This is a genomic window from Acidovorax sp. A1169, assembly GCF_030704685.1.
Classification (GTDB): Bacteria; Pseudomonadota; Gammaproteobacteria; order Burkholderiales; family Burkholderiaceae_C; genus Acidovorax.
The window spans coordinates 124,176-147,776 of sequence record NZ_JAUZDX010000008.1; the positions used below are offsets into that span (position 1 = coordinate 124,176).

Here is a 23,601-nt window from a genome sequence, read left to right on the forward strand (position 1 = left end):
GGCAGGCCCGTGCGCCCACGCGCGCAGCGTTCACGGCAAGGAGCCCTCGATGCAACTGAAGTGGCTGGAGGATTTCATCGTGCTCGCGCAGGAGCGCAGCTTCACGCGCGCGGCCGAGTTGCGGCATGTCACCCACCCCGCCTTCGGTCGGCGCATCCGTGCGCTGGAGGAATGGGCTGGCACGCCCCTGGTGGAAAAGGGCGGTGGCCCGGTGACGCTGACGGTCGCCGGCAAGCGCTTCCTGGAGACGGCCGGGCAGATGGCCCGCAGTCTGGCCCAGTCGCATGAAGAAATGCAGAGCATGGCCGGGCGCACGGCGCGCACCGTGACCATCGTCACGGGCCGCACCCTGGCGCGCACCCTGCTGGCCGACTGGCTGGTGCGGCTGCCACGCGCATTGCACGCCAGCGAGCTGTGCATCCGCACCGGCTCCCTGGCCGAAACAGTGGCCCAGCTCGAACGCAGCGAGGCCGACTTCTCTCTGGTCTACCACCACACCGCCCTGGCCGTGCGGCTTGATGCCCGGCAGTTCAGCCACGTGACGGTGGCCAGCGACCGGCTCGTGCCCGTGTCGCGCGCCACCACCCAGGGCCAGCCGCAGCACCGCTTCGGCACAGAAGGCCCGGCCACGGCCTACCTGGCCTATGCGCCCCAGCTTGCGCTGGGCCGGCTCGTGGAGGATCACCTGGCCAACCACCCCCATGCGCCCCGGCTGCAGCGCGTGGTGGAGTGCGACTCGCCCGATGCCTTGTACGAGTACGCGCTGCGCGGGGTCGGTGTGGCCTGGCTGCCATGGTCCCTGGTGCATGCGGACTGCAAGGCCCAGCGCCTTGCGCTGGCGGGCGATGCGCGCATGGAGGTGCGTTTCGATGTGCGCCTGTACCGGCCCAAGCGCCGCCTGACACCGCTGGCTGAGGCGTTCTGGCAGGCATTTGCCCAGCGTTGAGCAAGACTGGCGAAAGCCAAAACGGCACGGTCTAGTGCCATATCGGCACCATCGTGACAGGGCTGCATTCTCACAATGACTTACATACCGAGCCCAAACCCCCACCCGATGAGGAGTCCCACTGTGAAAACCCCCGCCCGTTTCGTGCGCCGCACCGCACTGCTGTGCGCCCTGGCCTCCTGCTTTGCCGCCGTGCCCGCCCTGGCGCAGGACGCCTACCCCTCCAAGCCCATCACCATCGTCGTGGGCTATCCGCCCGGCGGCAGCACCGACCTCACGGGGCGTGCCGTGGCGCAGGAGCTGGGCCTGAAGCTTGGCGTGCCCGTCGTGATCGAGAACATCGGCGGCGCGGGCGGTGCCATCGGCGCGCAGAAGGTGGCCAATGCCGCGCCCGACGGCTACACCCTGCTGGTCGGTGCCAGCAACGAGATCGCCATCAACAAGCTGGTGACCAAGAAGGTCAAGTACGACGTCAAGGACTTCACGGCCATCGGCCTCGTCGCCTCGCAGCCCCTGGTGCTGGTGGCGTCGCCCGGCGCGGGCGTGAAGAACCTGGCCGAGTTCACGCAGAAGGTCGCCAAGAACCCTGGCAAGTTCAGCTATGGCAGCTCGGGCGTGGGCACCTCGCTGCACCTGGCCGGCGAGATGGTCAAGGAGCAGGGCAAGCTGTTCATGACGCACATCCCCTACCGTGGCGTGGCGCCGCTGACCAACGACCTGCTGGGCAACAACCTCGAGTTCGGGGTCTTCGTGCTCTCCAGTGGCCTGCCCCACATCAAGAGCGGCAAGGTCATCGCGCTGGGCACCACCGAGGCCAAGCGCTCGTCCACCACCCCTGACATCCCGGCCCTGGCCGAATCGCCGCAGTTCAAGAACGTGGACATCGGCGTGTGGTTCGCGTTGCTGGGCCCGGCCAACCTGCCCAAGCCCGTGTTCGACAAGATCAAGAAGGCACTCAACGACACGCTGCAGTCGCCCGACTTCCGCAAGAAGCTGGAGGCCAGCGGCTCCACCGTGGCCGCCACCACGGTGAACATGGACCAGTACCTGGCGGCCGAGGTGGCCAAGTACAAGAAGATCGTCGAGTTCGCCAAGATCGAGGAATGATGGGCATGACTGCAGTGACGACATCCCCGCAGCCCCTGGTCTTCGCGCTGCCTGCGCCCGACATCAGCGCCTGGCGCGCGGGCAACACCGGTACCGAAGGCGTCTGGCACTTCGATTCGGGCCTGAGCGGCCGCCACGTGATGGTCAGCGCCCTGGTGCACGGCAACGAGCTGTGCGGCGCCTGGGCCCTCAAGGGCCTGCTGGAAGCGGGGCTGCGCCCCGTGCGCGGAAAGCTCACGCTGGCATTCTGCAACCTCGAAGCCTTCGACCGCTTCGACCCGCTGAGCCACGACGCCTCGCGCTTCACCGACGAAGACCTCAACCGCCAATGGCTCGACGAGCGCATCGACGCTGGTGACACCATCGAGCGCCGCCGGGCTGCGGCCCTGCGGCCCTTCGTGGCCCAGGCCGACTGGCTGCTGGACATCCATTCCATGCACGAGCCTTCGGCGCCGCTCCTGCTCACCGGCATACAGCCGCGCAACCTGCAACTGGCGCGTGCCATGCGCTCGCCCGAGCACATCGTGGTCGATGCCGGCCACAAGGATGGCGTGCGCATGCGCGACTACGGGCGCTTCGGCCTGGCCGACGGGACGGGAGAAGGCCAGGGCGGCGACACCCGCTCGCTGCTCATCGAATGCGGCTTCCATGGCGACCCTGCGAGCCGCGCCGTGGCGCAGGACCAGTGCGTGCGCTTTTTCGAACAGTCGGGTGTGCTCGATGCCGATGCGCTGGCACGGCAACTGCCCGGCTGGCGCCTGCCCGATGCGCCGCGCCAGTGGGCGCTCGAAGTCACCGGGCCGGTGGTGGCCACCAGCAGCGCCTTCCGCTTCGTGGAGCCCTACACGGGTCTAGAGGTGATCGAGAAGGCCGGCACGGTGATCGGCGACAACGATGGTGTGCCTGTCACCACGCCGTACGACGATTGCGTGCTGGTGATGCCCTCGGTGCGCCAGGCGCGCGCGGGCGTGACGGTGGTGCGCTACGCGAGCCGCTGCGCACTTTAAAGGCCGCCCTCTCAGGCCGTGGTCCTGGGCCGCAGGGCTACTGCCTGCGCGACAGGCAAGGGGCCTGGGTGTCGTATAAGCTCGGACACCATCCCCAGTCCTTCCTGTCCGACCTGCCATGCAACAAGACCCCGCCCGTTCTCTTCCCATGGCCGGCGCCACCAACTTCCGCGACCTGGGCGGCTACACCGGGCAGGATGGCCGGACCGTGAAATGGCGCCGTATCTTCCGCTCCGACCATCTGGCCGGCCTGACCCCTGCGGACCAGGCCCTGCTGGCCGAGTTGGGCGTGACCCGCGCCATCGACTTTCGCGGCAAGGCCGAGGGAGCGGCGTATGCGTATGCGATCCCCGGCGTGGCCTACCACCCGCTGGTGATCGAGCCCACCGTGGTGCAGCGCGCGCTGGAGCTGCAGGCCACCGGCCGTGCGCTCACCGCGCAGGACGCGGTGGTCCTCATGCAGGACACCTACCGCGGCTTCGTGCACGAGAACGCACCGCGCTTTGCCGAGCTGTTCCGCCTGCTGCTGGCCAGCGACGCACCCACGGTGTTCCACTGCACCGCCGGCAAGGACCGCACCGGCTTTGCCGCCGCCCTCATCCTGATGGCCCTGGGCGTGCCGCGCGAGACTGTGATGCAGGACTACCTGCTCACCAACAACCTCTACCGCCGCCCCGCCGGCATGGGCAGCCACGCGCCCGAGGAGGTGCTGGCCGTGCTGTGGCGTGTGCAGGAGGAATTTCTCGACGCTGCGCTGCACATGGTGGACCAGGACTATGGCGGCGTGCAGACCTACCTGGTGGACGTGCTCGGGGTGGATGCTGCGGCTCAGCGGCAACTGGTTGGGCAGTACCTGCAGCCTGCTGCGTGAGGGCCATCGGCTGCGCGGGAGTTCGTTACACGCGGATACTTGAGTCGCGCTCGCAGCCACTGCAGCGGTGGCATAGTGCACGACTTTCTCGCTGACCGACTCTCGAAAGAATCTCCGAATGAATTTTCGCAAGCAATGCCTGCGTGCCGGCCTGGTCCTTGCCCTGTCGTTTGCCGCCCTGTCTCCGGTGGCCATGGCGGCGCAGACCGACGCCGAGCGCCAGACCGTGATCATGTCCATGTTCAAGGACGGTGCCGTGCTGACCGAAGAGGTGCACCGTGAATTCTGGTCCGGTCTCCAGGACCCCGAAGCAGCAGTGAGCCGCAGCGCCATGGAGCGCGTGGCCTTTGCGCTCAAGAACAACATCGAGCTCGAGCGCGCCACCGTGGTGAGCTACAAGGCCAGCATCAAGCAGCGCAAGCCGGTGGTGGACAAGAGCTACGAGTCGGCCCTCAAGACGCGCCTGGAGATGATGCGCATGCGCAACCTGGCCACCGACTCCGTGCTGGCCCGGGACAAGGAGTTCCGCGATTCGCTGGTGGCGGTTTCCAAGGGCAAGCCCGTGGAGACCAACGGCACCAAGATCACCATGACCAACGAGCTTATCGACCAGGCGCTGGTGCGGCTCGAAGCCTCCTACGCGCGGCTGGAACGCCTGCTCAATCCCGTCTGGACGGCCTCCCCGGGCAAGTAGCCTGCAACAGGCCCCGGGTCAGCGCGGCATGGACGCCGCTCTCTGTGCCTCCTGGGCCCATTGCGGCTTTGCCGCCCTCACCGCTTCGGTGAAGCGGTCCACCGTGGTGCTCACGTTGCGCATCGAGGTCAGCAGGTCCTTGTCCCGGTCGCCACTGCGCTCCAGGGGCTCCAGTCCGTCCACGTAGATGCGCACGGCGTGCTGCATGCAGTCGGGCATGGGTTCGGTCAGGAAATACTGGCGCAACTGCAGATGCAGGTCGCGCATCCGGCGCACGGTGGCCAGAGGGTCCGCAGCCTCGGGATCGTGTGTGCTGGTCAGGTGTTCCACGGCCGCGAAATTGTCTCCGATGCGGGCGCGCCAGACCCGCAGCTGGCGTGCGTCCTCGCACGAGAAGGCATGGGCCGCGTTCGCAGGCGGTGGCCTGGAGCAGGCGGCCAGCAGCATCAGCGACCACACCAGCAACAAGAGCGTGCAGTGCCTCGCAATGGGCAGGTGCTGGGAGCGGCAATGGATCAGGTGCATCGGGGGTCAGGCGTGGTCCGTGAAGGGCTGTGTCCCATTGTGCCGTGGCGCAGGGGGTGCGAACCACGGCGGGTGGCCACGCTCGGCGATACTCCAGCGCAAGGCGGTTCCTCCGCCAAGGAACAAGGAATGGCAGTGACATCTGCAAGCAGTGCAGGCCAGAGCGCCGACGCCGATGGTTTCGATGCGGCCTACTACGAGCGCTTTTACTTCAACAAGAAGACCAGTGTGGTGGACCCGGCGCACACCGAGCGGCTCGGTACCTTCGTCTGCAGCTACCTGCAGTACCTGCGCGTGCCGGTGAAACGCGTGCTGGACGTGGGCTGCGGCATCGGACTGTGGCGCGACCTGGTCGCACGGCATTTTCCGCAAGCGACTTTTCACGGCGTGGAATTCAGCGAGTACCTGTGCGGCCGCTTTGGCTGGGAGCAGGGTTCGGTGGTCGACTACAAGGCGCGCACGCCCTACGACCTGGTGATCTGCCAGGGCGTGCTGCCCTATCTGAACGAGGGCGACGTGCAGACGGCCCTGCGCAACCTGGCCCGGCTCAGCCGCGGCGCCCTGTACGTGGAGGCCGTCACGCGCGAAGATTGGGAGCAGGACATCGTGGACGAGACCCTGACCGACCCGCGCATGTTCCGCCACCCTGCGCAGCTGTACCGCCGCACGCTGGCCGAAGGCTTCACCGAGCTGGGTGGCGGTGTGTGGCTGAGCCCCAAGACCGAGCTGCCGCTGTTTGCGCTTGAGCACGCGGGGGGCCAGTGACGGCTGCCATGCCCGTGCCGGCGCTGCCGCACGCCGTGTCGCGCCTGCGTTCGGCGCGCCTGGCGCGTGCGGCCAAGCCTTTTCTGGCCCGGGGTGGACCGCGCGGCGAGCGCTGCACGGGCTGCCGCCTGGTGCCCAGCCACTGCCTGTGTGCCCTGCGTCCGCTGCAGACGACGCGGCCGGGCGTGTGCCTGCTGATGGCCGACATTGAACCGCTCAAGCCCAGCAATACCGGCTGGCTCATCGCCGACGTGGTGGCCGACACCTGGGCCTTCGGCTGGGCGCGTACCGAAGTGGACCCGGAGTTGCTCACCCTGCTGGCCGATCCGCAGTGGCAGCCCTGCGTGGTGTTCCCTGGCGAGTTCGTGGCGCCCGAGCGCGTGGTGACGGCGGTGGAGCCGGTGCAGGGCGGCAGGCGCCCGCTGTTCATCCTGCTCGACGCCACCTGGCCCGAGGCGCGCAAGATGTTCCGCAAGAGCCCGTACATCGATGCGTTTCCGGTGCTGAGCCTCGCACCCGAGCAGCTCTCGCGCTACCGCCTGCGCCGCTCCACGCGCGAGGACCATTTCTGCACTTCCGAAGTGGCCGCGCTGTGCATGGAGCTGGCGGGTGAGACCCACGCGGCGCAGACGCTCGAGGCCTACCTCGACGTGTACACCAACCACTACCTGCAGTCCAAGCACCAGTTGCCCGTGGACCTGGGCGACGAGTTGCACCAGCGCCTGGACACGCTGCGCCTTCCAGCGCGGTCCTGACTCGCCAGCCTTTACTTCGTGGCGCCTGCAGCGGCGCTGCGCTCCTTGACCGACTGGGCAATGCCGTCGGGCTGCAGGTAGGCGCTGCACGACTGGTACTGCGCAAACTTCTTTTCTGCCGAGGATCCGACAAGTTCGGCCGAGACGAGGGGGGCCGACTTCTTGAGCTCGTCCCTATGGAAGCTGCCTTCTGCGGGGTACAGCTCCACGGCAGCTTCGAGCATGGCCGCGGCGGCGGTGCGCATGCCCTCCTGCTTGCCTTTGGCCACCGTGAGCGACAGCCCGTTGAACACATTGCCGCAGCGGATCAGCTCGATGGCCACCGCCTTGCGCGCGCCATCGGCCTGTGCAGGGGTTCCCAGGCCGTAGGTGCCATCGAGGTACGCCCATTCGTCCAGCGGCGGGTTGCTGGCCGTGCAGGCGCCCTGGTAGGTGCCCAGAAACGCGTTCTTCATCTTCAGGTCACCTGCAGCGTCTGCCATCCGGCTGTCGATGACGATCTGCTCGCTGTTGGCATGCACGGTGAACTGGTACAGGTGCCGGGCGTCCTTGCTGCGCGGGTCCGTGCACGCGGCTTTCCAGGTCTCGTGGCCCACCATGGGTTTCGCCGATTCGGTGACGGTGCAGTCCATGCCGCGTTCCTTCATCGCCAGCTTCCAGGTCGGGGCCGAGAGCTTGTCCATCTGCTTGCGGCTGACGCAGACTGCCGCAGTGCCGGGCGCTTGGGCATACGCCCCCTCCCGGAAGCCCGGTGCCGCATGCGATGCCAAGGCCAATGCCGACAGGCCTGCGAGCACAGCGCCCTGCCATGCCGGGGTGAAAACGGGGATCGCGAAATGGTGCACGGCGTGGTGTCCTGGAGGTGTCTGGCGGTGGGCGGTGTGCAGCGATTGTCGTGCACGGCCAGGCCGCTCCGAGGGGCCGTTGGGACGGCGGGAGCAAGGGCTGTTGCCTGCCCGGCGACAATGGGGCGGTATCCCATTTTCAGCACAGGCCCGATGAAAGCACCCCCCAGACTCCAGTCCCTCATCGAGGAAGGCCTGATCGACACCGTGGTCCGCCAGCTCATGAGCGGCAAGGAGGCCATGGTCTTCGTGGTGCGCAGCGGCGACGACACGCGCTGCGCCAAGATCTACAAGGAGGCCAACAACCGCAGCTTCCGCCAGGCGGTGGACTACACCGAGAACCGCAAGGTGAAGAACTCGCGCTCGGCCCGCGCCATGGCCAAGGGCAGCAAGTTCGGCCGCCAGGAGCAGGAGGCCGCCTGGCAGAGCGCCGAGGTGGATGCCCTGTACCGCCTGGCCGCTGCCGGGGTGCGCGTGCCGCAGCCCTACAACTTCCACGACGGCGTGCTGCTCATGGAGTTGGTGACCGACGCCCACGGCGATGCGGCCCCGCGCCTGAACGACGTGGCCTTCACGCCCGAGCAGGCCCGCGCGCACCACGCCACGCTGATCGCCGAGGTCGTGCGCATGCTTTGCGCGGGCGTGGTGCATGGGGATCTGTCGGAGTTCAACATCCTGCTGGCGCACCTGCCCGGTGCCGATGGCGAGGAAGGCACGGACGGCCCGGTCATCATCGACCTGCCGCAGGCCGTGGACGCGGCCGGCAACAACCATGCGCCGCGCATGCTGATGCGCGACGTGGCCAACCTGCGCGACTTCTTCGGCCAGTTCGCGCCCGAGCTGCTCGCCACCCAGTACGGGCCCGAGATCTGGAGCCTGTACCAGAGCGGGCTGCTGACCAACGAGACGCCGCTCACCGGCATCTATGCGCCAGAGCACACCGATGTGGACATGCAGGGCGTGCTGCGCGAGATCGAGGACGCTCGCGCAGAAGAAACGGCGCGCCGCCTGCGCATGGCGACACCGACTTAGGAAACGGCCTCGGGCACAATCGGCGCCCCCTGCCATTTGCCAGCCCTCGCCGCCATGCCCGTCCACATCCGCCACTTCCGCCCGGGCGACGCACCTGGATTGCGTGCCCTGTTCCATGCCGCCGTGCATGGACTGACCGGCGGGCAGTATTCCCAGGAGCAGCGTGATGCCTGGGCGCCGATGGCGTACGACCTGGAGCAGTGGACCGCACGGCTTCAGGCCAACCAGCCCTTCGTCGCGGAAGCGGCATCGGACAAGGGCACGGACATCGCCGGTTTCTCCGACCTGCAGGCTACGGGCTACATCGATCATTTCTTCGTTGCCCCGGCCCATGCGGGCCAGGGCGTGGCGCGTGCACTGATGGCCCACATCCACGCCCAGGCAGCGTTGCGCGGCATTGCGTGCCTGTGGGCCGACGTGAGCCTCACGGCCGAGCCGTTCTTCGCACAATGTGGTTTTGCGGTGGAAATGCGCCAGCAGGTGGAGCGCCGTGGCGTGGTTCTGGCCAATGCGCGCATGGCCAAGATGCTGCAAGGCGCCGGTGCGGTGGGACAATAGCGGGGTTGGCCCTGCCCCGGTGCCCCACTTTTCTACCACCCCCCATTCCAAGAACGGCAAGGCTTTCCCATGAACAAACCCCACGAACGGCAGACCGAACTCAAGCCCATGGAGCTGTGCGATTCCTGCAAGGGCATCCAGCGCAACTGGCGCCGCGCCCCCGGCCACGCCGAGCTGGTGCAGCGCGGCAACCGCAAGGAAGACCGCGACCATGGCCAGGTCACGTTCACCCGCTACCAGTGCGACCGCTGCGGCACCGCCTGGGAGTATGAGAACGACAAGACCAACCTGCATGCAGGCTGGTCCGTTGTAGGGCGCTGAGCGCGCGTCTTCAATCCCCGGGCCCCGGCGCCGCAGGCAGCGAGGCCAGCAGCAGGGCCGCCACCACGCAGCCCAGGCCCAGCCACTGCCAGCTGCGTATGGATTCACCGAGGAACACCACCGACAGCAGCAGCGCCGCTACCGGCAGCCACACGGTAGCCAGCGATGCGCGCACACCACTGGTGCGGGCGCTGCCCGCGTACCACAGCAGAAAGCCGCCCACGGTGGGCACCCAGGCGTAGTACAGAACCCCGGCCAGCGCAGGTACCGTGAAGGTGGAGGGCGATGCCTGTGCCACCAACCATGCCGACAGGGCCGAGAGCAGCAACCCTCCCGCCGACATCAGCGTGGACAGGGCCAGCGCCGCAATGGGCTGCGACAACCGCTTGTTGGCCAGGATGAACACCGCCTCGCAGGCCACGGCCGCCAGCACCAGGGCAATGCCCGCCAGCCGGGTGCTGGCGCCTCCTGGGGGCGCGCTCTCAGGCGCCAGGGCCACGGCCATCACCCCGGCGGTGGCCAGCGCAATGGACAGCACCAGCCTGAGGCCCGGCCGCTCGCCCAGCAGCAGTGCCGAAAACAGGGCGGCCGCCGCAGGCAGCGTGCCCGCCACGATGCCTGCATCCGCGGCGCTGGCAAGTGACACCCCGAGGATCAGCAGCACCGAGTAGCCCACGCTGCCCGCCGCCGCCTGCACGGTGAGCAGCAGCGCATCGCGCCGGCCCACGCGTGGCAGCCGCTGGCCGTGCCAGCGCATCAGCGCCAGGAACACCGGCAGGGCCAGGGCATGGCGCAGCACGGTGGCTGCAAATGGCTCGATGTCCTGTGCGATGACCTTGCTGACCACCACCGTGCTGCCCACCAGCACCATGGCCAGGCTGCACAGCAGCTGGCCTTTCCATGATTCCGAGATTCCCATCGCATACCGCCTTGCCCGTGTTGTCAAACTGCAGGCAGTGTGGATTCCCGTGCGCGAAGGGTCTTGAACGTTATTGCGGCAGCGGCCGGCGTGGCTTTCCCGCCATGGCCTGCTGCCAGGCCCCGGGCGTGAAGCCGAACTGCCGCGCAAAGATGCGCGTCATGTGGCTCTGGTCGGCAAAGCCGCAATCGGCTGCGGCATCAGCCAGTCTGGCGCCGCGCAGCACCAGGCTGCGGGCACGCTCGGCGCGCTGCTGCAGCAGCCAGGCATGGGGCGGCAGGCCATAGGCCTGGGTGAAGCGGCGCAGCAACTGGTACTTGCCCAGGCCCACCATGGCGGCCAGTTGGGTGAGCGTCGGCGGTGCCTGCGAAGTATCCGCCAGGCAGTCGCGCACGCGGCGCACCTCGGCCGAAACGTCGGCGCCGGCTGCATGCAGGCGCTGCGCAGTGGCATGGCGGCACAGCAACAGGGCACAGGTGTGCACCAGGGCTTCCTCGCAAGCCAGGGCGGCCACGCCCGTGCTGTGCTGCGGCGTGGTACCGCCGTGCGCCAGCCGCTGCAGCAACTGGTGCAGGGCGTCGCGCAGCGCCGTATCGTGCTGGATCACCGGGCGGGCCAGGGCCAGCCCCTGGGGCGGCGCCGTGGCCAGGTCGCCGGCCATGGCGTGCAGCACCTGGGGCTCCAGGTAGACCATGCGCCAGCGGCGCGATGGGCCGCCCAGCGGCTGGCCGTCGTGCACCTCGCCGGGGTTGGTGGTGATCAAATCGCCTGCATAGGCATCCACCGGGCCGCGTCCGCTGGCCGAGCTTTGTGCCCCATCGTCGAGCAACCCCAGGCCATAGACGGCATGCCAATGCCTGCCATAGTGGCGGGAACTTTCGATGTGCGTGCTGTACACACCTTCCCAGGGCGAGCCGAAAACCTGGCATGTATGGGCGGGCGCTGCGGGTTTCATCTGGCCATTATTGCCAACCGCTGCACTGCCACACCCCCAAGGAGCCAACGAATGCATCGCCGATCCTTTCTTGCCGCAGGGGCGCGCCATGGCGCACTTGGCGGCCTTGTGCTGGTGACCGTCCGCGGCGCCCAGGCCCAGCCGGCGTACACCGTCTCTGCCGAGCAATTGCAGGAGGCGGTGGCGCAGCGCTTTCCGCTGCGCTATCCCATGGCGGGCCTGGTGGACGTGGATGTGCAGGTGCCACGCCTGTCGCTGCTTCCCGAGAGCAATCGCCTGGGCGCCGCATTCGCGCTGAAGGCCGCGGGCCCTGCGCTGCGGCGCAGCCATGGCGGCACCCTGGAGGTGGAGTTCGCCCTGCGCTACGAAGCCAGCGACCGCAGCCTGCGTGCCCACCAATTGCGCGTGGGGCGGCTGGATTTCCCCAGCTTGCGGCCGGAGGTGGTGGCCATGCTCAACAGCTATGGCCCGGCCCTGGCCGAGCAGTCGCTGCGCGAGGTGGTGCTGCACCGGCTGCGCCCGCAAGACCTGGGCGTGCTTGACGGCCTGGGGATGCAGCCTGGGGCCATTAGCGTCACGCCGAGGGGCTTGTCCATCGCGTTCGTGAACAAGCCGGTGCCGTAACCGCCCAGGGCTTGCCGCCCTGCGCAGAGCAGCGCCTGCCAGCAACAGCTTGGCGCCGGACCCTCGCGGGAGGTCAATCCCCCCGCACCCGCTGCGCAAACCCGCGCAAGCTGAACTGCTCGATGATGAATTCGACGAACACCCGCGTGCGCGCGGGCAGCAGCTTCTTGTCCGGGTAGTACAGCGAGGTGGGCCCCGCATCCGACCACCAGCCCGGCAGCAGCCGCACCAGGTCACCGCTGGCCAGCCAGGGCTGGGCAAAGGGCATGGGCAGCAGGGCCACGCCCAGGCCCATGAGCGCGGCCTGGCACATGGCCTCGGGGTCGTCGAAGACGATGCGTGGGCGCAGCTCGGCCGCAGCCGCGTCGCCCGCCTTGTTGCGCAGCGTGGTGACGGGGATGCGCCCGGTCTGGATCGAGCGGCGCGCAATGCCGTCCCACTGCGCCAGGTCGGAGGGATGGCGCGGTGCCTTGCGGCCCTGCAACTGCGCGCGTGACGCCACGGCCACGATGTGGATGGTGCCCAGCGTGCGCGCCACCATGCCGGGGTTCAGGTTCAGCCCGCCGCCGATGCCGGCATCGAAGCCCTCGCCGATCAGGTCCACCTGGCGGTTCTCGAAGCGCCAGTCGGGCTGGATGGCCGGGTAGCGCGCGAGGAACTCGCCGAGCAGCGGCACTAGGTAGGCACGGCCGAAGGCCTGGCCCATGCTGACCTTGAGCGTGCCCGCAGGCTGGCGGTCTGTCTCGGCCGCGTGCTCCACGGCGTCTGCCAGGGTGGCCAGCGGCGTGCTGATCTGCTGCAGCAGGCGCAGGCCGCCCTCGGTCAGCACCAGGCGCCGCGTGCTGCGCTGGAACAGGCGCACGGAGAGCTTGGCCTCCAGCCGCGCCACGTTCTTGCTCACGGCCGCAGGGGTCAGGCCCATGAGCCGGGCAGCGGCCGAGAAGCTGCCGGACTCGGCGGACTTGACGAAGGACTCGAGGTGGCTGAGCGGTTGCATGCCTGGTATTTTCAACTGTCAGTTGAAATCGGTACAGCCCATTCATGGCTACTGGTAACGCAATGGTTCTCAGACACTGCAGGTGTTGCCAGTGCATTCACTGGTCCACTTACCGGAGTTTCACCATGTCTGTCGCTTCTTCTGTCTCCCCTGTTTCCACCACCGGCGCCCTGGCTGGCAAGGCCGCCTTCGTCACCGGCGGTTCGCGCGGCATCGGTGCCGCCATCGTGCGGCGCCTGGCGCGTGATGGCGCTGCCGTCGCTTTCACCTACACCAGCAACGGAGCACCCGCCAAGGCCCTGGCTGCCGAGATCGAGGCTGCCGGCGGCCGCGCGCTGGCCCTGCAGGCGGACAGCGCCGATGCGGCGGTCCTCACGGCTGCCATCGATGGCGCCGCACGTGAACTGGGCCGCCTGGACATCCTGGTGAACAACGCCGGTGTGGCGGTGATGGGCGAGGTCGGCAGCGTCACGCTGGAAGACCTGGACCGCACCCTCGCCGTCAACGTGCGCGGCGTGTTCGTGGCCACCCAGGCCGCCGTGCGCCACATGGGCCAGGGCGGTGCCTATGGCCGCGTCATCACCATCGGCAGCACCAACTCCGATCGCCTGCCTTGGGCCGGCTTCAGCGTGTACGGCATGAGCAAGGCCGCCATCGTCGGGCTCACCAAGGGCCTGGCGCGCGACCTGGGTCCGCGCGGCATCACCGTGAACAACGTGCAGCCCGGCCCGGTGAACACCGACATGAACCCCGCTGACGGCCCCATGGCCGGCGACATGCACGGCATGATGGCGGTCAACCGCCACGCCGACCCGGCCGAGATCGCTGGCATGGTGGCCTATCTGGCCGGGCCTGAAGCCGGCATGGTCACCGGCGCCAGCCTGCTGATCGATGGCGGGTTCGCCGCGTGAACAGGCGCCGTCCGAGACGCTTGGCGATTTCCCTCTGAGGGGGTATTGGCCTGGGCCGCGCAGCTTTTTCGGCCGTGGTCTTCCTGGCGCGGCTGTGGTGTTGCGGCGCAGGCGCCCGGGCCTATATAGTGGCCCACCATTCCACCTGGGACCTTCCCGTGCACCACCTCCTTCGCCCCTTGCGCCCTGCGCGTACCACCGCAGTGGTGTCGGCCGCCCTGATGGCCGCTTTCGCCACCCATGCCGTCACACCCGCCGAGTCCGGCTACGTGGGCGAGTACCGCGGCGGTTCGGTGGACACCGTGGCCCAGTTGGCGCTGCTGGACGACAACACCTACTGCTTTGCCTTCACAGGCGGCGCGCTGGACCTGCTGGCCGCAGGCCGCTGGAAGGCGGAGGGCGGCGGTATCCGGCTGCAACAGGTACGGCAGGAGCAGACCCTGTTCCCCGCGTTCTCCAGCAAGGTGGAGGCGCAGGGCGCCATGGTGGAGTTCGACTTCCATGGCTACACGCTGTCCAATGCCCGCGCGCCGGTGTTCGCTGTGTCGGCGGACGACAAGGTTCCCACCACGCTGCGCCCCCTGTTCACCGAGGGCAACAGCAACTGGTCCGAAAGCTACAAGCTGCCCGCCATGCCGGCCGAGTCGGTGCGCTATTTCTACCTGGGTGACCTGGTGCAAGAGAGCCCCGGCAAGCCTGCGTTCGTGAAAGTGGTGCAGTACCGGCTGGAGAGCGGCAACTCAGTGCGCGTAGGTTTCGACGAACTGCAGGCCATGCCCCTCATGGACCAGCGGGCCGAGCTCAAGGGCCAGATGCTGTTCCTGTCCGGCAGCCGCCTGGGCCAGCGCCGGCCCTTGAACCCCGAGGTGCTCAAGGCGGTGCGCAGTGGCTGCATCGATCCTGCATTGAAGCCCGGTGTCACGCGTCCGTTGAAGCCAGGCCAGAACAAGGGCCTGGAGCCGGTGAAGACCTTCACCGTCAGCCCGTCAGCCGTTCAGGGCAAGCCCTTCTTCGAAGCCAAGGCCAACTGACAGGCCCGGCTGGTCAGGCCGACAGTGCTCCCACGGGGGGCCGGGGCGCGGTCTCGATCTGCGCCTTGGCCAGGTGCAGCGCCTTGCGCATGTAGCCGCGCCACAGCACGCTGGCCAGCAGCCACAGCACCGGTGCGGCCCACTTCGAGCGGGCATGGAAGGCATGGCGCCAGCGCACCGTGGTCTGCGTGCCGCCGGCCTGCGGGTCGAACCACCAGGCGCCGTCCGCCCCCGTCGCCAGCCAGCGCAGCACGCCCGTGAAGCCGCTCACGGTGTAGGCGAAATACTGGGCCGGGCGGTAGTGCTTGAGCCCCTCCTGCGCGCTGCTGCCATCGGACATGGCCACTGTGCGCGTCTGCCCCGGCGCATCCCAGGCACCCGTCTGGTCGCGCGTGCCCGTCACCGCTGGCAGGGGGCCGTAGCCGGTGAACAGCGTGGTGGGGTCGATGGGCGCGATGTGACCGAACGCCTGCGCGGGCGAGGCCTTGATCTGCGTCTGGACCGTGGCGGCAAAGGTGGTCATGGGGCGTTGTCCGGTTCGTGCCTGGGGGGAGTGAACCGAATATATTGTGGAAGCCCGAAACGATAAATACCGTTTTTCACAACGGACTGTTTGCCAAACCGTGAACAATTGCCCCTTCCCGCAGCGAAAGAACCGTGTGCAACGCCGGTTCAGGTGGCAGGTTGTTGTCGCCGCCGGGGTTTCCGGGCTGTTGCGGCCAGTTCCTGCGCGCTCAGGCTGAACACCGGGTTGTCGGCCAGCATTTCCACCGCCAGGTCGATGAAGGCGCGCACCCGCGCCGGCTGCGCCGCGCGGCTGCCGTAGTACACGTACAGGCCCAGGTGCTGCGGGACGAAGTCGGTGAGCACCGGCACCAGTTGCCCGCTGCGCACCAGCGGGGCGGCCGTGGCACCCACCAACTGGCCGATGGCATGTCCACCCAGCACGGCGCGCGCCTCCAGCTCGATGTCGTTGGCGCAGAAGGCGGGTGGAATGGCGTGGGCGACGATGTCCTCGCCCACGCGGAACTCCCAGGGCATGGGCTTGCCCGTGGTCGGGTGGCGAAAGCCGCTGCATCGGTGCTGCGCCAGGTCTTCGATGCGCGTGGGCGTGCCATGGCGCGCCAGGTAAGCCGGCGTGGCGCACACCACCAGCTGCAGCCACAGCAGGCGCCGGGCGATCACCCCGCCCTCGGGCGGGTAGCCGGAGCGAAAACCCACGTCCACCCGGTCCTCCACCCAGTTGCCGATGCGGTCGTCGAGCTGCACATCGGGTTCCACCAGCGGGTAGCGGCGCACGAATTCGTCGAGCACGGGCCAGATCACTTCCAGCATCATGGAGCGCGGCGCAGTGATGCGCAGCGGCCCGGCAATCTCCTCGCGCCCGCGCCGGGCGCCGTGCACGGCCCGCTGCAGCGTGGCCAGCCCGGGCTGCGCCGCTTCGAGGAACTGGCGCCCCTCTTCGGTCAGGCTCAGGCTGCGCGTGGTGCGGTGGAACAGCCGCACGCCCAGGTGCGATTCGAGCTGCCCCAGCGCAAGGCTGGCCGCCTGCGGCGTGATGCCCTGGGCCGAAGCCGCCTGGCGCAGGCTGCCCAGCTCGGCCGCCTTGGCAAAGGTGGCGATGGCGCGCAGTTCGTTGATGGCCATTTATTGACAAGTATTGCTTGCGAATGAAGTCAATGATTATGGGCTAGTGCGATGGCAATGGTGTGCCTAAAGTTCATCCCCATGGCAACGCACGGCGCCTGCCAGAACCCCGAAATTCCATCTTTTCAAGGACTACTGCCATGACCGCACACACGTCTTCCTCTTCCTCCTCTTCTTCCTTTCCCCGCATCTGGCTGGTCACCGGCGCCTCGCGCGGCATCGGCGCCCGCATTGCCGAGGCTGCACTGGCCCAGGGCGATGCCGTGGTGGCCACCTCGCGCTCCGCCGACTCCGTCACAGAGCGCCTGGGCTCCAGCGATGCGCTGCTGCCCCTGGCGCTCGATGTGACCGACGAGGCGCAGGCCCGCCACGCCGTCGGCGCGGCGCTGGAGCGCTTCGGCCGCATCGACGTGCTGGTCAACAACGCGGGCTACGGCCTGCTGGGGGCGGTGGAGGAGGCTACCGCCGACGAGGTGCGCCGCCTGTACGAGACCAATGTGTTCGGCCTGCTGAACGTGACGCGCGCCGTGCTGCCCGCCATGCGCGCGCGCCGCGCTGGCCACGTGATCAACATCTCGTCGCTGGGCGGGGTGCGCTCTTCAGCAGGCTTCGGCGTGTACTGCTCGACCAAGTTCGCCGTGGAAGGCCTCACCGAGGCGCTGCACGCCGAACTGGCGCCACTGGGCATCCATGCCACGGTGGTGGAGCCGGGCTACTTTCGCACCGAGTTCCTCGACACGGCTTCGCTGTCGGTGTCCCCGCTGGTGCTGGAGGACTACGCAGAGAGCGCCGGTGCGGTCCGCGAGGCGGCCCGCCGCATCAACCTGAACCAGCCCGGCGACCCCGTGCGCCTGGCCCAGGCCGTGATGCAGCTGGTGGCCAGCCCCACGCCCCCGCTGCGCCTGCCACTGGGCACCGACACATTGCAGAGCATTGCCGACAAGCACGCCTTCGTGGAGAAGGAGACGGCCGCCTGGCGTGACCTGGCAGCCTCCACGGACTTCCCGGTGCAAGCCGCAGCCTGAACCCATACATAGTTACTTGCCGTCGGCAGCGTGTGGAACTGGCGCGGCCAAGGCAAGTGCCCCCGTGCAAGGGCCGCCCCGCCGCACTGGGGGCGTCCCCCTCCCGCCGTCCAGGAACAGGGCGGTGGCCGTGGGGCCGGGGGCGCCGGCATTCACGGTGATGTTGCTGCCGCGCAGCGCCTTGGCAAGGATCAGGGGCATGGACTGGCTGGCCGAGGTGATGCAGAAGGCGCGCTGACCCTGCCAGCGTGCCAGTGGTTCAGGCGGGGGGGACGCGAGAACTCCATGGTCCAGTTCGTCTCCCAGGTCTGCCCGCCATCGTCGGAGAAGGCCTGTTCCCAGCGCGGCGCGTGGGTCTCCAGGTTCTTGCTCCACCGGAACTGCACGCATACCGGGCGGCCCTCGAAGATGTCATCGCCGACGAACAGGCCCTGATCGGTGCCTGCGAAGCCTCCCACCACAGGTGGTTTCAACAGGCCGGTGGCCGTGTCCAGGCCACCCGTCACGTTGTCGAGCCAGTAGATGCTCCAGCGCCGCGCCTGAGGGTTGAACAGTCGCAAGGCCATGCCGACGTAGCCGGCATTCCAGCTTTCGGGGATGAAGTCATCGCAGTTGCCGATGCCGCCGGACAGGGGCCGTGCAGTGTCCGCGGCGTCGAAGGTCTCCCAGTCGGTGCAACCAGCGAGCCGCTGCACGAGGCGGGTGTTGCGGATGCGCCAGGGGCCCATCAGGAAGTCGAAATCATGGGCATCGCCAGTGGGCGGGGTGATCGGCATGGGTGTCTCCGGGATGGGTGTGCGTCATGCGTGCAGGGCCGAACGCGCCGTGGGCTGCAGCCGATGGGTTTCGGGCGCACGCGCCAGCCAGGGGGCCAGGCCCGGCGCCACCTCGCGCTGCCAGGTACCTCCCTGCGCAAAGGCATCGAACGCTGCCGCATCGCTGAACAGCGCCAGGCCCAGCAGCACATGCTCGCCCTCGCGCACCGGCAGGCGGGGAAAGGTGTTGGGGCTCGCTTCACTGGAATACCAAGCGGTATGGCGCACACCACCCGCGCGCAGCGTGGGGTCCATGCGCTCGCGGCAGTGGTCCAGCAGCGCGGGCGTTGCCGGCTCCTTGAGGTAGAACACGGTGGCATCGAGCAGGCCCGGGGCAGGGCCGCTTGCGCCGGGAGCGGCACGCTCGGCTGGCAGGTCTGCCGCAGCGCCCGGCCATGCGGGACGCAGCAGCAGCACGTTGTCCGAATCGACCATGGTGGCGTTGGCTGCATGGCAGTGCGCGGCCCACACGGGGCCGCTGTAGAACGCTTCGAGCGCCCGCTGGCGCGCGGCCATGTCGGCAAAGCCGCGCAACCAGGCGAACAGGTCCGGCCGGTCCAGGTCGCGGAACTGGCCGATCACGCGCATGCCTTCGCGCTCCTGGCTTTCGAGGAACTCGCGGTCGAACAGGTCGATCAGCACGTCGCGCTGGCCGGGGTGCAGGGTGTACTGGCGCAGTTCGACGGTGGCGCAGTCGGCAATCGAGGGGGTGGTGGGCATGCGGGGTTTCCTTGGGTCAAGCGAAAAGAGAGAAGTCCGCAGTCTGCGGCGCAATACCTGCCAAGGCATGGCAGGTATTCACTGCATACTGCACACCTCTGCATTCTTTTCATCGCCGCCATGCGCGCCAGCCGCCTGTTGTCCATCCAGATGCTGCTCGAAACCCGGGGGCGCATGAGCGCGCAGGCGCTTGCCGATGCGCTGGAGATCTCGGTGCGCACGCTGTACCGCGACGTGGACCAGCTCACGGCGGCAGGCGTTCCCATCTTTGCTGAGCGCGGGCGCCACGGCGGCTTTGCGCTGCTGCCGGGCTGGAAGACCACGCTCACGGGGCTGACGCCATCTGAGGCACAGGCCGTGTTCCTCAGCGGCCTGCCCGGCCCGGCCGGCGACCTGGGGCTGGGCGACGACGTGGAGGGTGCGCGCCTGAAGCTGCTGGCCGCGCTGCCTGCACCCTGGCGCGAAGACGCCCAGCGCGTGAGCGACCGCCTGCACCTCGACCCGGTGGACTGGTACCGCGAGAGCGAGCCTACACCCCACCTGGCCACCGTCGCTGCCGCCGTCTGGAGCGGCCAGCAACTGGCCCTGCGCTACGAGAGTTGGGCCGACACGGTGGAGCGCGCCGTGGGGCCGCTGGGCCTGGTGCTCAAGGCCGGCGTCTGGTACCTGGTGGCACTGCCCGTGGGCAAGGCCTCGGCGGATGGCGGGCCGCGCACCTACCGCGTGTCCAACATCCGCGCGGCGGCGGCGCTCACCGCGCCTGTGCGGCGACCGGCGCGCTTTGACCTGCCCAGGTATTGGGGCGAGTCCATCCGCCGCTTCGAATCGGGCCTGTACACCGGCGAGGCCGAACTGCTGGCCACGCCGGCAGGGCTCAAGGGCCTTGCCGCACTGAGCAGTGCCGTTGCGCGCGCGGTGGCCGCCGCCTCGCCCTCGCGCCGCAAGGACGGGCGGGTGGCGCTCACGATTCCCATCGAATCGGTGGCCCACGCCTGCGGCCAGTTGATGCGCCAGTCGCCGGAGGTCGAGGTGCTGCGCCCGGCCGCGCTGCGGCGCGCCCTGGTGGAGCGCATCGAAGCCACGGCGGGGCTCTACGGCCTGCGCTGAGCCGCGCTACAAACCGCGTTCCACCATGTCCAGCAGCCGCTGGCCCAGCAGCTGCAGCATGTCGGCGGGCGTGCCGCGCAAGGGCCCGTCGATGCTCAGCAGCGCCATGCCGTGCACGGTAGACCAGGCCAGGTACTCGGCGCCTGGCCGGCGCTCGGGTGGCAAGGCGCCAGCGGTCACCAGGTCGTCCAGCGCGGCCGACAGGTGCTCGAAGGGGTTCAGGCCCGTGAGGCCGCCCATGGCGGGGTCGGGGTTCTGCTCCACGCTGAACTGGCCGCCGAACGCGGTGCGGAATAGCCCCGTCTCGGCATGGGCAAAGCGCATGTAGCCGGCACCCACGGCGCGCACTCGGGCATGGGCCTGTTCGGTGGGCGTGCCGCCCGTGGGCACCTCGGCCATCTCGGCCTCCATGGCCTGGGCCACGGCGGCCACGGCCGCGGCGCGCACCGCCGCCAGCAGGTCCTGCCGGTTGGCGAAATGGCGGTAGGCGGCATTGGGTGCCACACCTGCGCGGCGCGTGGCCTCGCGCAGTACCACGGCATCGGGCCCGCCCTGGCGGGCCAGCTCGATGCCCGCGTCCAGCAGGGCGCGGCGCAGGTCTCCATGGCGGTAGGTGCTGCGCGGCGAGGAAGGGCCGCCTGGTAGGGCGCTGTTGCGGGTGGTTACGGACATCGGGATTTCAATGTGGACACTGTCCATTATCTTTGGTATTGTTTTGTGAACGGTGTCCACAATGCGCGGATATCCGCTTTTGACCCACCTACCCAAGGAGATCCGCCATGAAAGTCGAACCGTATCTTTTCTTTGAAGGCCGCTGCGAAGAGGCGCTCACGTTCTACCGCACGGCCCTGGGCGCCGAGGTGACCATGCTCATGCGCTACAAGGACAACCCCGAACCCGCTGCCGGTGCCGGCTGCTCTGCCGACGGCAGCCCCGGTGCAGGGCCCCAGCCCGAGATGGTCATGCATGCCTCGTTCAACGTGGGCGACACCCAGCTCATGGCGTCCGACGGCATGGGTTCCGGCAAGGCCAGCTTCCAGGGCATCTCGCTGTCGCTGGGCCCGGAAACAGAGGCCGAGGCCAAACGCCTCTTCGACGCACTCGCCGCAGGTGGCCAAGTGCAGATGCCGCTGGGCAAGACCTTTTTCTCGCCCGCCTTTGGCATGGTCGCCGACCGCTTCGGCGTGTCGTGGATGGTGGTGGTGCCCCAATGACGGGCGCCCCCACCCCCGGAGCCGGACCCATGCGTTACCAGGGAAGCTGCCACTGCGGCAAGGTGGCGTTCGAAGTGGAAGGCACCATCGACAGCGCCCTGGCGTGCAACTGCACCATGTGCCGGAGGCGGGGCTCCCTGCTGTGGTTCGTGCCGCATGGGCAGCTGCGGCTGACCACGCCCGAGGCAGATCTGGCCAGCTACACCTTCCACAAGCACGTCATTCAGCACCGTTTCTGCCCGGCCTGCGGCACCCATACCCATGGCGAAGGCACGCACCCCGCAGGCCACAAGATGGCGGCCGTGAACCTGCGCACGCTCGACGGCGTGGACCTCGACGCCATCCCCGTGCACCACCATGACGGACTGGCAATGTAAGCCGCACCCTCCAGGAGACCCACCATGATGAATCCCGAACCCCAGGCACAGCACCGCTGGCTGCAGCAACTGCTCGGCGACTGGACCTGTGAATCCACCTGCGACGCTGGGCCCGGTGAGCCACCCATGAGCACCACCGGCACCGAGCACGTGCGCCAGCTCGGCGACCTGTGGGTGCTGGGCGAAGGCACGGGCTCCATGCCCGGCGGCGGCGACGCGCGCATGATGATCACGCTGGGCTACGACCCCGAGAAGGCGGTCTTCATTGGCACCTGGGTCGGCTCGATGATGACCCACATGTGGGCCTACCGCGGCACGCTCGATGCCACCGAAAAGGTGCTCCCGCTCGAGACCGAAGGCCCGAGTTTTGCCGGCGACGGCGGCACCGCGAAATACCGCGACACCATCACCATCCTGGGCCCCGACGAGCGCACGCTGACCTCCTCCACCCAGCAGCCCGATGGCAGCTGGAAGGAGTTCATGAAGGCGACATACCGCCGCAAGACCGCCTGAGCCTGCACCCGACATGGCGTGGCGGCGGGCGGGCGCTGCGGTGCCCGCCGAGGGCGCGCAAACGGTGTTCGCGTGAAGTGAGGGCGCTGCCAGCGGGCTGGCGCGCTTGTCCCTAGAATCGCGCGGTCAGCCCGCTGATTGTCCTGCGGCATGCACCGCACCGTTCCACCCGTGGCACTTCTGTGGCGCTGCAATGACCCCATCTGTTGCGGGCATGCCGCTCACGATCACGACGGCGCACCACCGAAGGAGGCCCCATGTCGAACAACCACCCCACGCCCATCCTGCAAAGCCAGCCGCTCGGCCCGCTGTGGCCCACGCTCGACCCGTTCCTGTTCTGCGCCCACCACGACGATGCCTACCCCGCCGGCAACGCGGCCTTCGGCCCGGCCGTGCCGGTGGACGACCGCCAGATCGGCAGCGACTTCAGCCGCAAGGACGGCTGGAGCATGTACCACGGCGAGACCGTGCCCGGCTTTCCCGGCCACCCGCACCGCGGCTTCGAGACGGTGACCCTGGTGCGCAAGGGGCTCATCGACCACTCCGACTCGCTCGGTGCCGCCGCGCGTTTCGGCGGCGGCGACGTGCAGTGGGTCACGGCCGGCAAGGGTATCGTGCACTCCGAGATGTTTCCGCTGCTCAGCGCCACCGAGCCGAACCCGCTGGAGCTGTTCCAGATCTGGCTGAACCTGCCTGCGCGCCACAAGATGGTGGAGCCGCACTTCACCATGCTCTGGAACGAGCACATCCCGCGCCTGGTGCACCACGACGAGGCCGGCCGCACGACCACTGCCACCGTGGTGGCCGGCGCCCTGCCCGCCGCGCCCGCGCCGCTGGCGCCGCCACCCGAGTCCTGGGCCTCGCAGCCCGGCTCCGATGTGGCCATCTGGACGCTGCGCCTGGACCCCGGCGCCCAGTGGCCCATGCCGGCCGCGCTGGGCGAGGGCACGCGCCGCATGCTCTACTTCTTCGTGGGCGATGGCCTGCGCGTGGGCCCGCAGGACGTGCCGGGGCATGCCGCGCTGGAGATCGATGCCCGCCAGGAATGGCTGCTGACCAACACCGGCGCCACCGTGGCCGAGTGCCTGGTGCTGCAGGGCCGCCCCATTGGCGAACCCGTGGCGCAGTACGGCCCTTTCGTGATGAACACGCAGCAGGAGATCATGCAGGCCATGCAGGACTACCGCCGCACCCAGTTCGGCGGCTGGCCCTGGCCCGACAGCGACCCGGTGCACGGCACCGAGGCGCGGCGTTTTGCACGCTACCCGGGCCAGGCCGAGGACGAGGTTCCCGCAGCCGCTTGAGGGCCGCCGCCCCTGC

General features: G+C 68.7%; 29 protein-coding genes and 1 pseudogene. 19 read left to right on the forward strand and 11 right to left on the reverse strand.

The genetic code is table 11. The features are described from left to right. The first annotated feature begins 49 nt into the window (after positions 1-49). The 5 genes from QYL93_RS15165 (at position 50) to QYL93_RS15185 (ending at position 4,625) form a co-directional block, all read left to right on the forward strand. Positions 50-946 carry a LysR family transcriptional regulator gene (locus QYL93_RS15165; protein ID WP_305744412.1) on the forward strand — a complete coding sequence of 299 codons (897 nt, stop codon included), beginning with the start codon at positions 50-52 and terminating at the stop codon, positions 944-946. 108 nt (positions 947-1,054) lie between these two features. Then, positions 1,055-2,053 carry a tripartite tricarboxylate transporter substrate binding protein gene (locus QYL93_RS15170; protein ID WP_305744413.1) on the forward strand — a complete coding sequence of 333 codons (999 nt, stop codon included), beginning with the start codon at positions 1,055-1,057 and terminating at the stop codon, positions 2,051-2,053. Positions 2,054-2,058: 5 nt separating this feature from the next. Continuing rightward, positions 2,059-3,060: a succinylglutamate desuccinylase/aspartoacylase family protein gene (locus QYL93_RS15175; RefSeq protein ID WP_305744414.1), complete on the forward strand. Its 1,002-nt coding sequence runs from the start codon at positions 2,059-2,061 to the stop codon at positions 3,058-3,060. Positions 3,061-3,178: 118 nt separating this feature from the next. Then, positions 3,179-3,931 carry a tyrosine-protein phosphatase gene (locus QYL93_RS15180; RefSeq protein WP_305744415.1) on the forward strand — a complete coding sequence of 251 codons (753 nt, stop codon included), beginning with the start codon at positions 3,179-3,181 and terminating at the stop codon, positions 3,929-3,931. A 118-nt stretch (positions 3,932-4,049) separates the two neighbouring features. Further along, positions 4,050-4,625 (forward strand): hypothetical protein, encoded by a 576-nt coding sequence (locus tag QYL93_RS15185; RefSeq protein ID WP_305744416.1) that lies wholly within the window; start codon positions 4,050-4,052, stop codon positions 4,623-4,625. Positions 4,626-4,643: 18 nt separating this feature from the next. Here QYL93_RS15185 and QYL93_RS15190 read toward each other — a convergent pair whose 3' ends face one another. After that, positions 4,644-5,150, reverse strand: coding sequence for a hypothetical protein (locus QYL93_RS15190; RefSeq protein ID WP_305744417.1), 507 nt, complete (start codon positions 5,148-5,150; stop codon positions 4,644-4,646). A gap of 129 nt (positions 5,151-5,279) precedes the next feature. On the opposite strand from QYL93_RS15190, the gene QYL93_RS15195 reads away from it, so the two are divergent. Both QYL93_RS15195 and QYL93_RS15200 read left to right on the forward strand, forming a co-directional pair. Then, positions 5,280-5,915, forward strand: coding sequence for a trans-aconitate 2-methyltransferase (locus QYL93_RS15195; RefSeq protein WP_305744418.1), 636 nt, complete (start codon positions 5,280-5,282; stop codon positions 5,913-5,915). A gap of 8 nt (positions 5,916-5,923) precedes the next feature. Then, positions 5,924-6,670 (forward strand): tRNA-uridine aminocarboxypropyltransferase, encoded by a 747-nt coding sequence (locus tag QYL93_RS15200; RefSeq protein WP_305744419.1) that lies wholly within the window; start codon positions 5,924-5,926, stop codon positions 6,668-6,670. 11 nt (positions 6,671-6,681) lie between these two features. On the opposite strand, the gene QYL93_RS15205 is transcribed toward QYL93_RS15200, so the two are convergent. After that, complete coding sequence (locus tag QYL93_RS15205; protein ID WP_305744420.1) at positions 6,682-7,515, reverse strand: hypothetical protein; 834 nt, start codon at positions 7,513-7,515, stop codon at positions 6,682-6,684. A 153-nt stretch (positions 7,516-7,668) separates the two neighbouring features. Between QYL93_RS15205 and QYL93_RS15210 the strand changes: the two genes are divergently transcribed. The 3 genes from QYL93_RS15210 (at position 7,669) to QYL93_RS15220 (ending at position 9,426) form a co-directional block, all read left to right on the forward strand. Next, positions 7,669-8,547 carry a PA4780 family RIO1-like protein kinase gene (locus QYL93_RS15210; RefSeq protein WP_179682989.1) on the forward strand — a complete coding sequence of 293 codons (879 nt, stop codon included), beginning with the start codon at positions 7,669-7,671 and terminating at the stop codon, positions 8,545-8,547. A 54-nt stretch (positions 8,548-8,601) separates the two neighbouring features. Beyond that, positions 8,602-9,105 carry a GNAT family N-acetyltransferase gene (locus QYL93_RS15215; RefSeq protein ID WP_305744421.1) on the forward strand — a complete coding sequence of 168 codons (504 nt, stop codon included), beginning with the start codon at positions 8,602-8,604 and terminating at the stop codon, positions 9,103-9,105. Positions 9,106-9,174: 69 nt separating this feature from the next. Next, positions 9,175-9,426 (forward strand): hypothetical protein, encoded by a 252-nt coding sequence (locus QYL93_RS15220; RefSeq protein WP_057200676.1) that lies wholly within the window; start codon positions 9,175-9,177, stop codon positions 9,424-9,426. 10 nt (positions 9,427-9,436) lie between these two features. On the opposite strand, the gene QYL93_RS15225 is transcribed toward QYL93_RS15220, so the two are convergent. Further along, complete coding sequence (locus QYL93_RS15225; protein WP_305744422.1) at positions 9,437-10,345, reverse strand: DMT family transporter; 909 nt, start codon at positions 10,343-10,345, stop codon at positions 9,437-9,439. A gap of 70 nt (positions 10,346-10,415) precedes the next feature. Then, entirely contained in the window at positions 10,416-11,300 is an 885-nt protein-coding gene (locus tag QYL93_RS15230; RefSeq protein ID WP_305744423.1) for an AraC family transcriptional regulator, read from the reverse strand. A 51-nt stretch (positions 11,301-11,351) separates the two neighbouring features. Here QYL93_RS15230 and QYL93_RS15235 point away from each other — a divergent pair, with 51 nt between their 5' ends. Further along, the gene (locus QYL93_RS15235) at positions 11,352-11,924 is read left to right on the forward strand and encodes a DUF1439 domain-containing protein (protein ID WP_305744424.1); all 573 of its coding nucleotides are present in this window, start codon (positions 11,352-11,354) and stop codon (positions 11,922-11,924) included. A gap of 73 nt (positions 11,925-11,997) precedes the next feature. On the opposite strand, the gene QYL93_RS15240 is transcribed toward QYL93_RS15235, so the two are convergent. Continuing rightward, positions 11,998-12,921: a LysR family transcriptional regulator gene (locus tag QYL93_RS15240; RefSeq protein ID WP_305744425.1), complete on the reverse strand. Its 924-nt coding sequence runs from the start codon at positions 12,919-12,921 to the stop codon at positions 11,998-12,000. A 125-nt stretch (positions 12,922-13,046) separates the two neighbouring features. Here QYL93_RS15240 and QYL93_RS15245 point away from each other — a divergent pair, with 125 nt between their 5' ends. Together QYL93_RS15245 and QYL93_RS15250 are read left to right on the forward strand one after the other, a co-directional pair. Beyond that, positions 13,047-13,832 (forward strand): SDR family oxidoreductase, encoded by a 786-nt coding sequence (locus QYL93_RS15245; protein WP_305744426.1) that lies wholly within the window; start codon positions 13,047-13,049, stop codon positions 13,830-13,832. A 158-nt stretch (positions 13,833-13,990) separates the two neighbouring features. Next, positions 13,991-14,863 carry a hypothetical protein gene (locus tag QYL93_RS15250; protein WP_305744427.1) on the forward strand — a complete coding sequence of 291 codons (873 nt, stop codon included), beginning with the start codon at positions 13,991-13,993 and terminating at the stop codon, positions 14,861-14,863. Positions 14,864-14,876: 13 nt separating this feature from the next. Here the strand turns inward: QYL93_RS15250 and QYL93_RS15255 are convergent, their stop codons facing one another. Further along, the gene (locus QYL93_RS15255) at positions 14,877-15,386 is read right to left on the reverse strand and encodes an SRPBCC family protein (RefSeq protein ID WP_305744428.1); all 510 of its coding nucleotides are present in this window, start codon (positions 15,384-15,386) and stop codon (positions 14,877-14,879) included. Between the two features lie 149 nt (positions 15,387-15,535). Next, a complete protein-coding gene (locus QYL93_RS15260; protein WP_305744429.1) occupies positions 15,536-16,510 on the reverse strand; it encodes a LysR family transcriptional regulator in 975 nt (324 codons plus the stop codon). Positions 16,511-16,650: 140 nt separating this feature from the next. Between QYL93_RS15260 and QYL93_RS15265 the strand changes: the two genes are divergently transcribed. Beyond that, positions 16,651-17,535 carry an oxidoreductase gene (locus QYL93_RS15265; protein ID WP_305744430.1) on the forward strand — a complete coding sequence of 295 codons (885 nt, stop codon included), beginning with the start codon at positions 16,651-16,653 and terminating at the stop codon, positions 17,533-17,535. A 105-nt stretch (positions 17,536-17,640) separates the two neighbouring features. Here the strand turns inward: QYL93_RS15265 and QYL93_RS15270 are convergent. From QYL93_RS15270 to QYL93_RS15280, 3 genes and pseudogenes are all read right to left on the reverse strand, one after another. After that, positions 17,641-17,727: pseudogene (locus tag QYL93_RS15270) on the reverse strand (3-ketoacyl-ACP reductase); the annotation flags it as partial. Then, positions 17,727-18,311 carry a hypothetical protein gene (locus QYL93_RS15275; RefSeq protein WP_305744431.1) on the reverse strand — a complete coding sequence of 195 codons (585 nt, stop codon included), beginning with the start codon at positions 18,309-18,311 and terminating at the stop codon, positions 17,727-17,729. The gene QYL93_RS15275 and the pseudogene QYL93_RS15270, both read right to left, overlap by 1 nt. A 24-nt stretch (positions 18,312-18,335) precedes the next feature. Then, on the reverse strand, positions 18,336-19,070 hold the full coding sequence (locus QYL93_RS15280; RefSeq protein ID WP_305744432.1) for an NIPSNAP family protein: 735 nt from the start codon (positions 19,068-19,070) through the stop codon (positions 18,336-18,338). A gap of 120 nt (positions 19,071-19,190) precedes the next feature. Between QYL93_RS15280 and QYL93_RS15285 the strand changes: the two genes are divergently transcribed. Further along, positions 19,191-20,177 carry a YafY family protein gene (locus QYL93_RS15285; protein ID WP_305744433.1) on the forward strand — a complete coding sequence of 329 codons (987 nt, stop codon included), beginning with the start codon at positions 19,191-19,193 and terminating at the stop codon, positions 20,175-20,177. A gap of 6 nt (positions 20,178-20,183) precedes the next feature. Here the strand turns inward: QYL93_RS15285 and QYL93_RS15290 are convergent, their stop codons facing one another. Then, positions 20,184-20,849, reverse strand: coding sequence for a TetR/AcrR family transcriptional regulator (locus QYL93_RS15290; RefSeq protein ID WP_305744434.1), 666 nt, complete (start codon positions 20,847-20,849; stop codon positions 20,184-20,186). Positions 20,850-20,956: 107 nt separating this feature from the next. Here QYL93_RS15290 and QYL93_RS15295 point away from each other — a divergent pair, with 107 nt between their 5' ends. From QYL93_RS15295 to QYL93_RS15310, 4 genes are all read left to right on the forward strand, one after another. After that, positions 20,957-21,391 carry a VOC family protein gene (locus QYL93_RS15295; RefSeq protein ID WP_305744435.1) on the forward strand — a complete coding sequence of 145 codons (435 nt, stop codon included), beginning with the start codon at positions 20,957-20,959 and terminating at the stop codon, positions 21,389-21,391. Positions 21,392-21,420: 29 nt separating this feature from the next. Beyond that, on the forward strand, positions 21,421-21,768 hold the full coding sequence (locus QYL93_RS15300) for a GFA family protein (RefSeq protein ID WP_305744436.1): 348 nt from the start codon (positions 21,421-21,423) through the stop codon (positions 21,766-21,768). 24 nt (positions 21,769-21,792) lie between these two features. Continuing rightward, a complete protein-coding gene (locus QYL93_RS15305) occupies positions 21,793-22,281 on the forward strand; it encodes a DUF1579 domain-containing protein (RefSeq protein ID WP_305744437.1) in 489 nt (162 codons plus the stop codon). 257 nt (positions 22,282-22,538) lie between these two features. Beyond that, on the forward strand, positions 22,539-23,585 hold the full coding sequence (locus tag QYL93_RS15310; RefSeq protein ID WP_305744438.1) for a pirin family protein: 1,047 nt from the start codon (positions 22,539-22,541) through the stop codon (positions 23,583-23,585). Positions 23,586-23,601 lie beyond the last annotated feature (16 nt).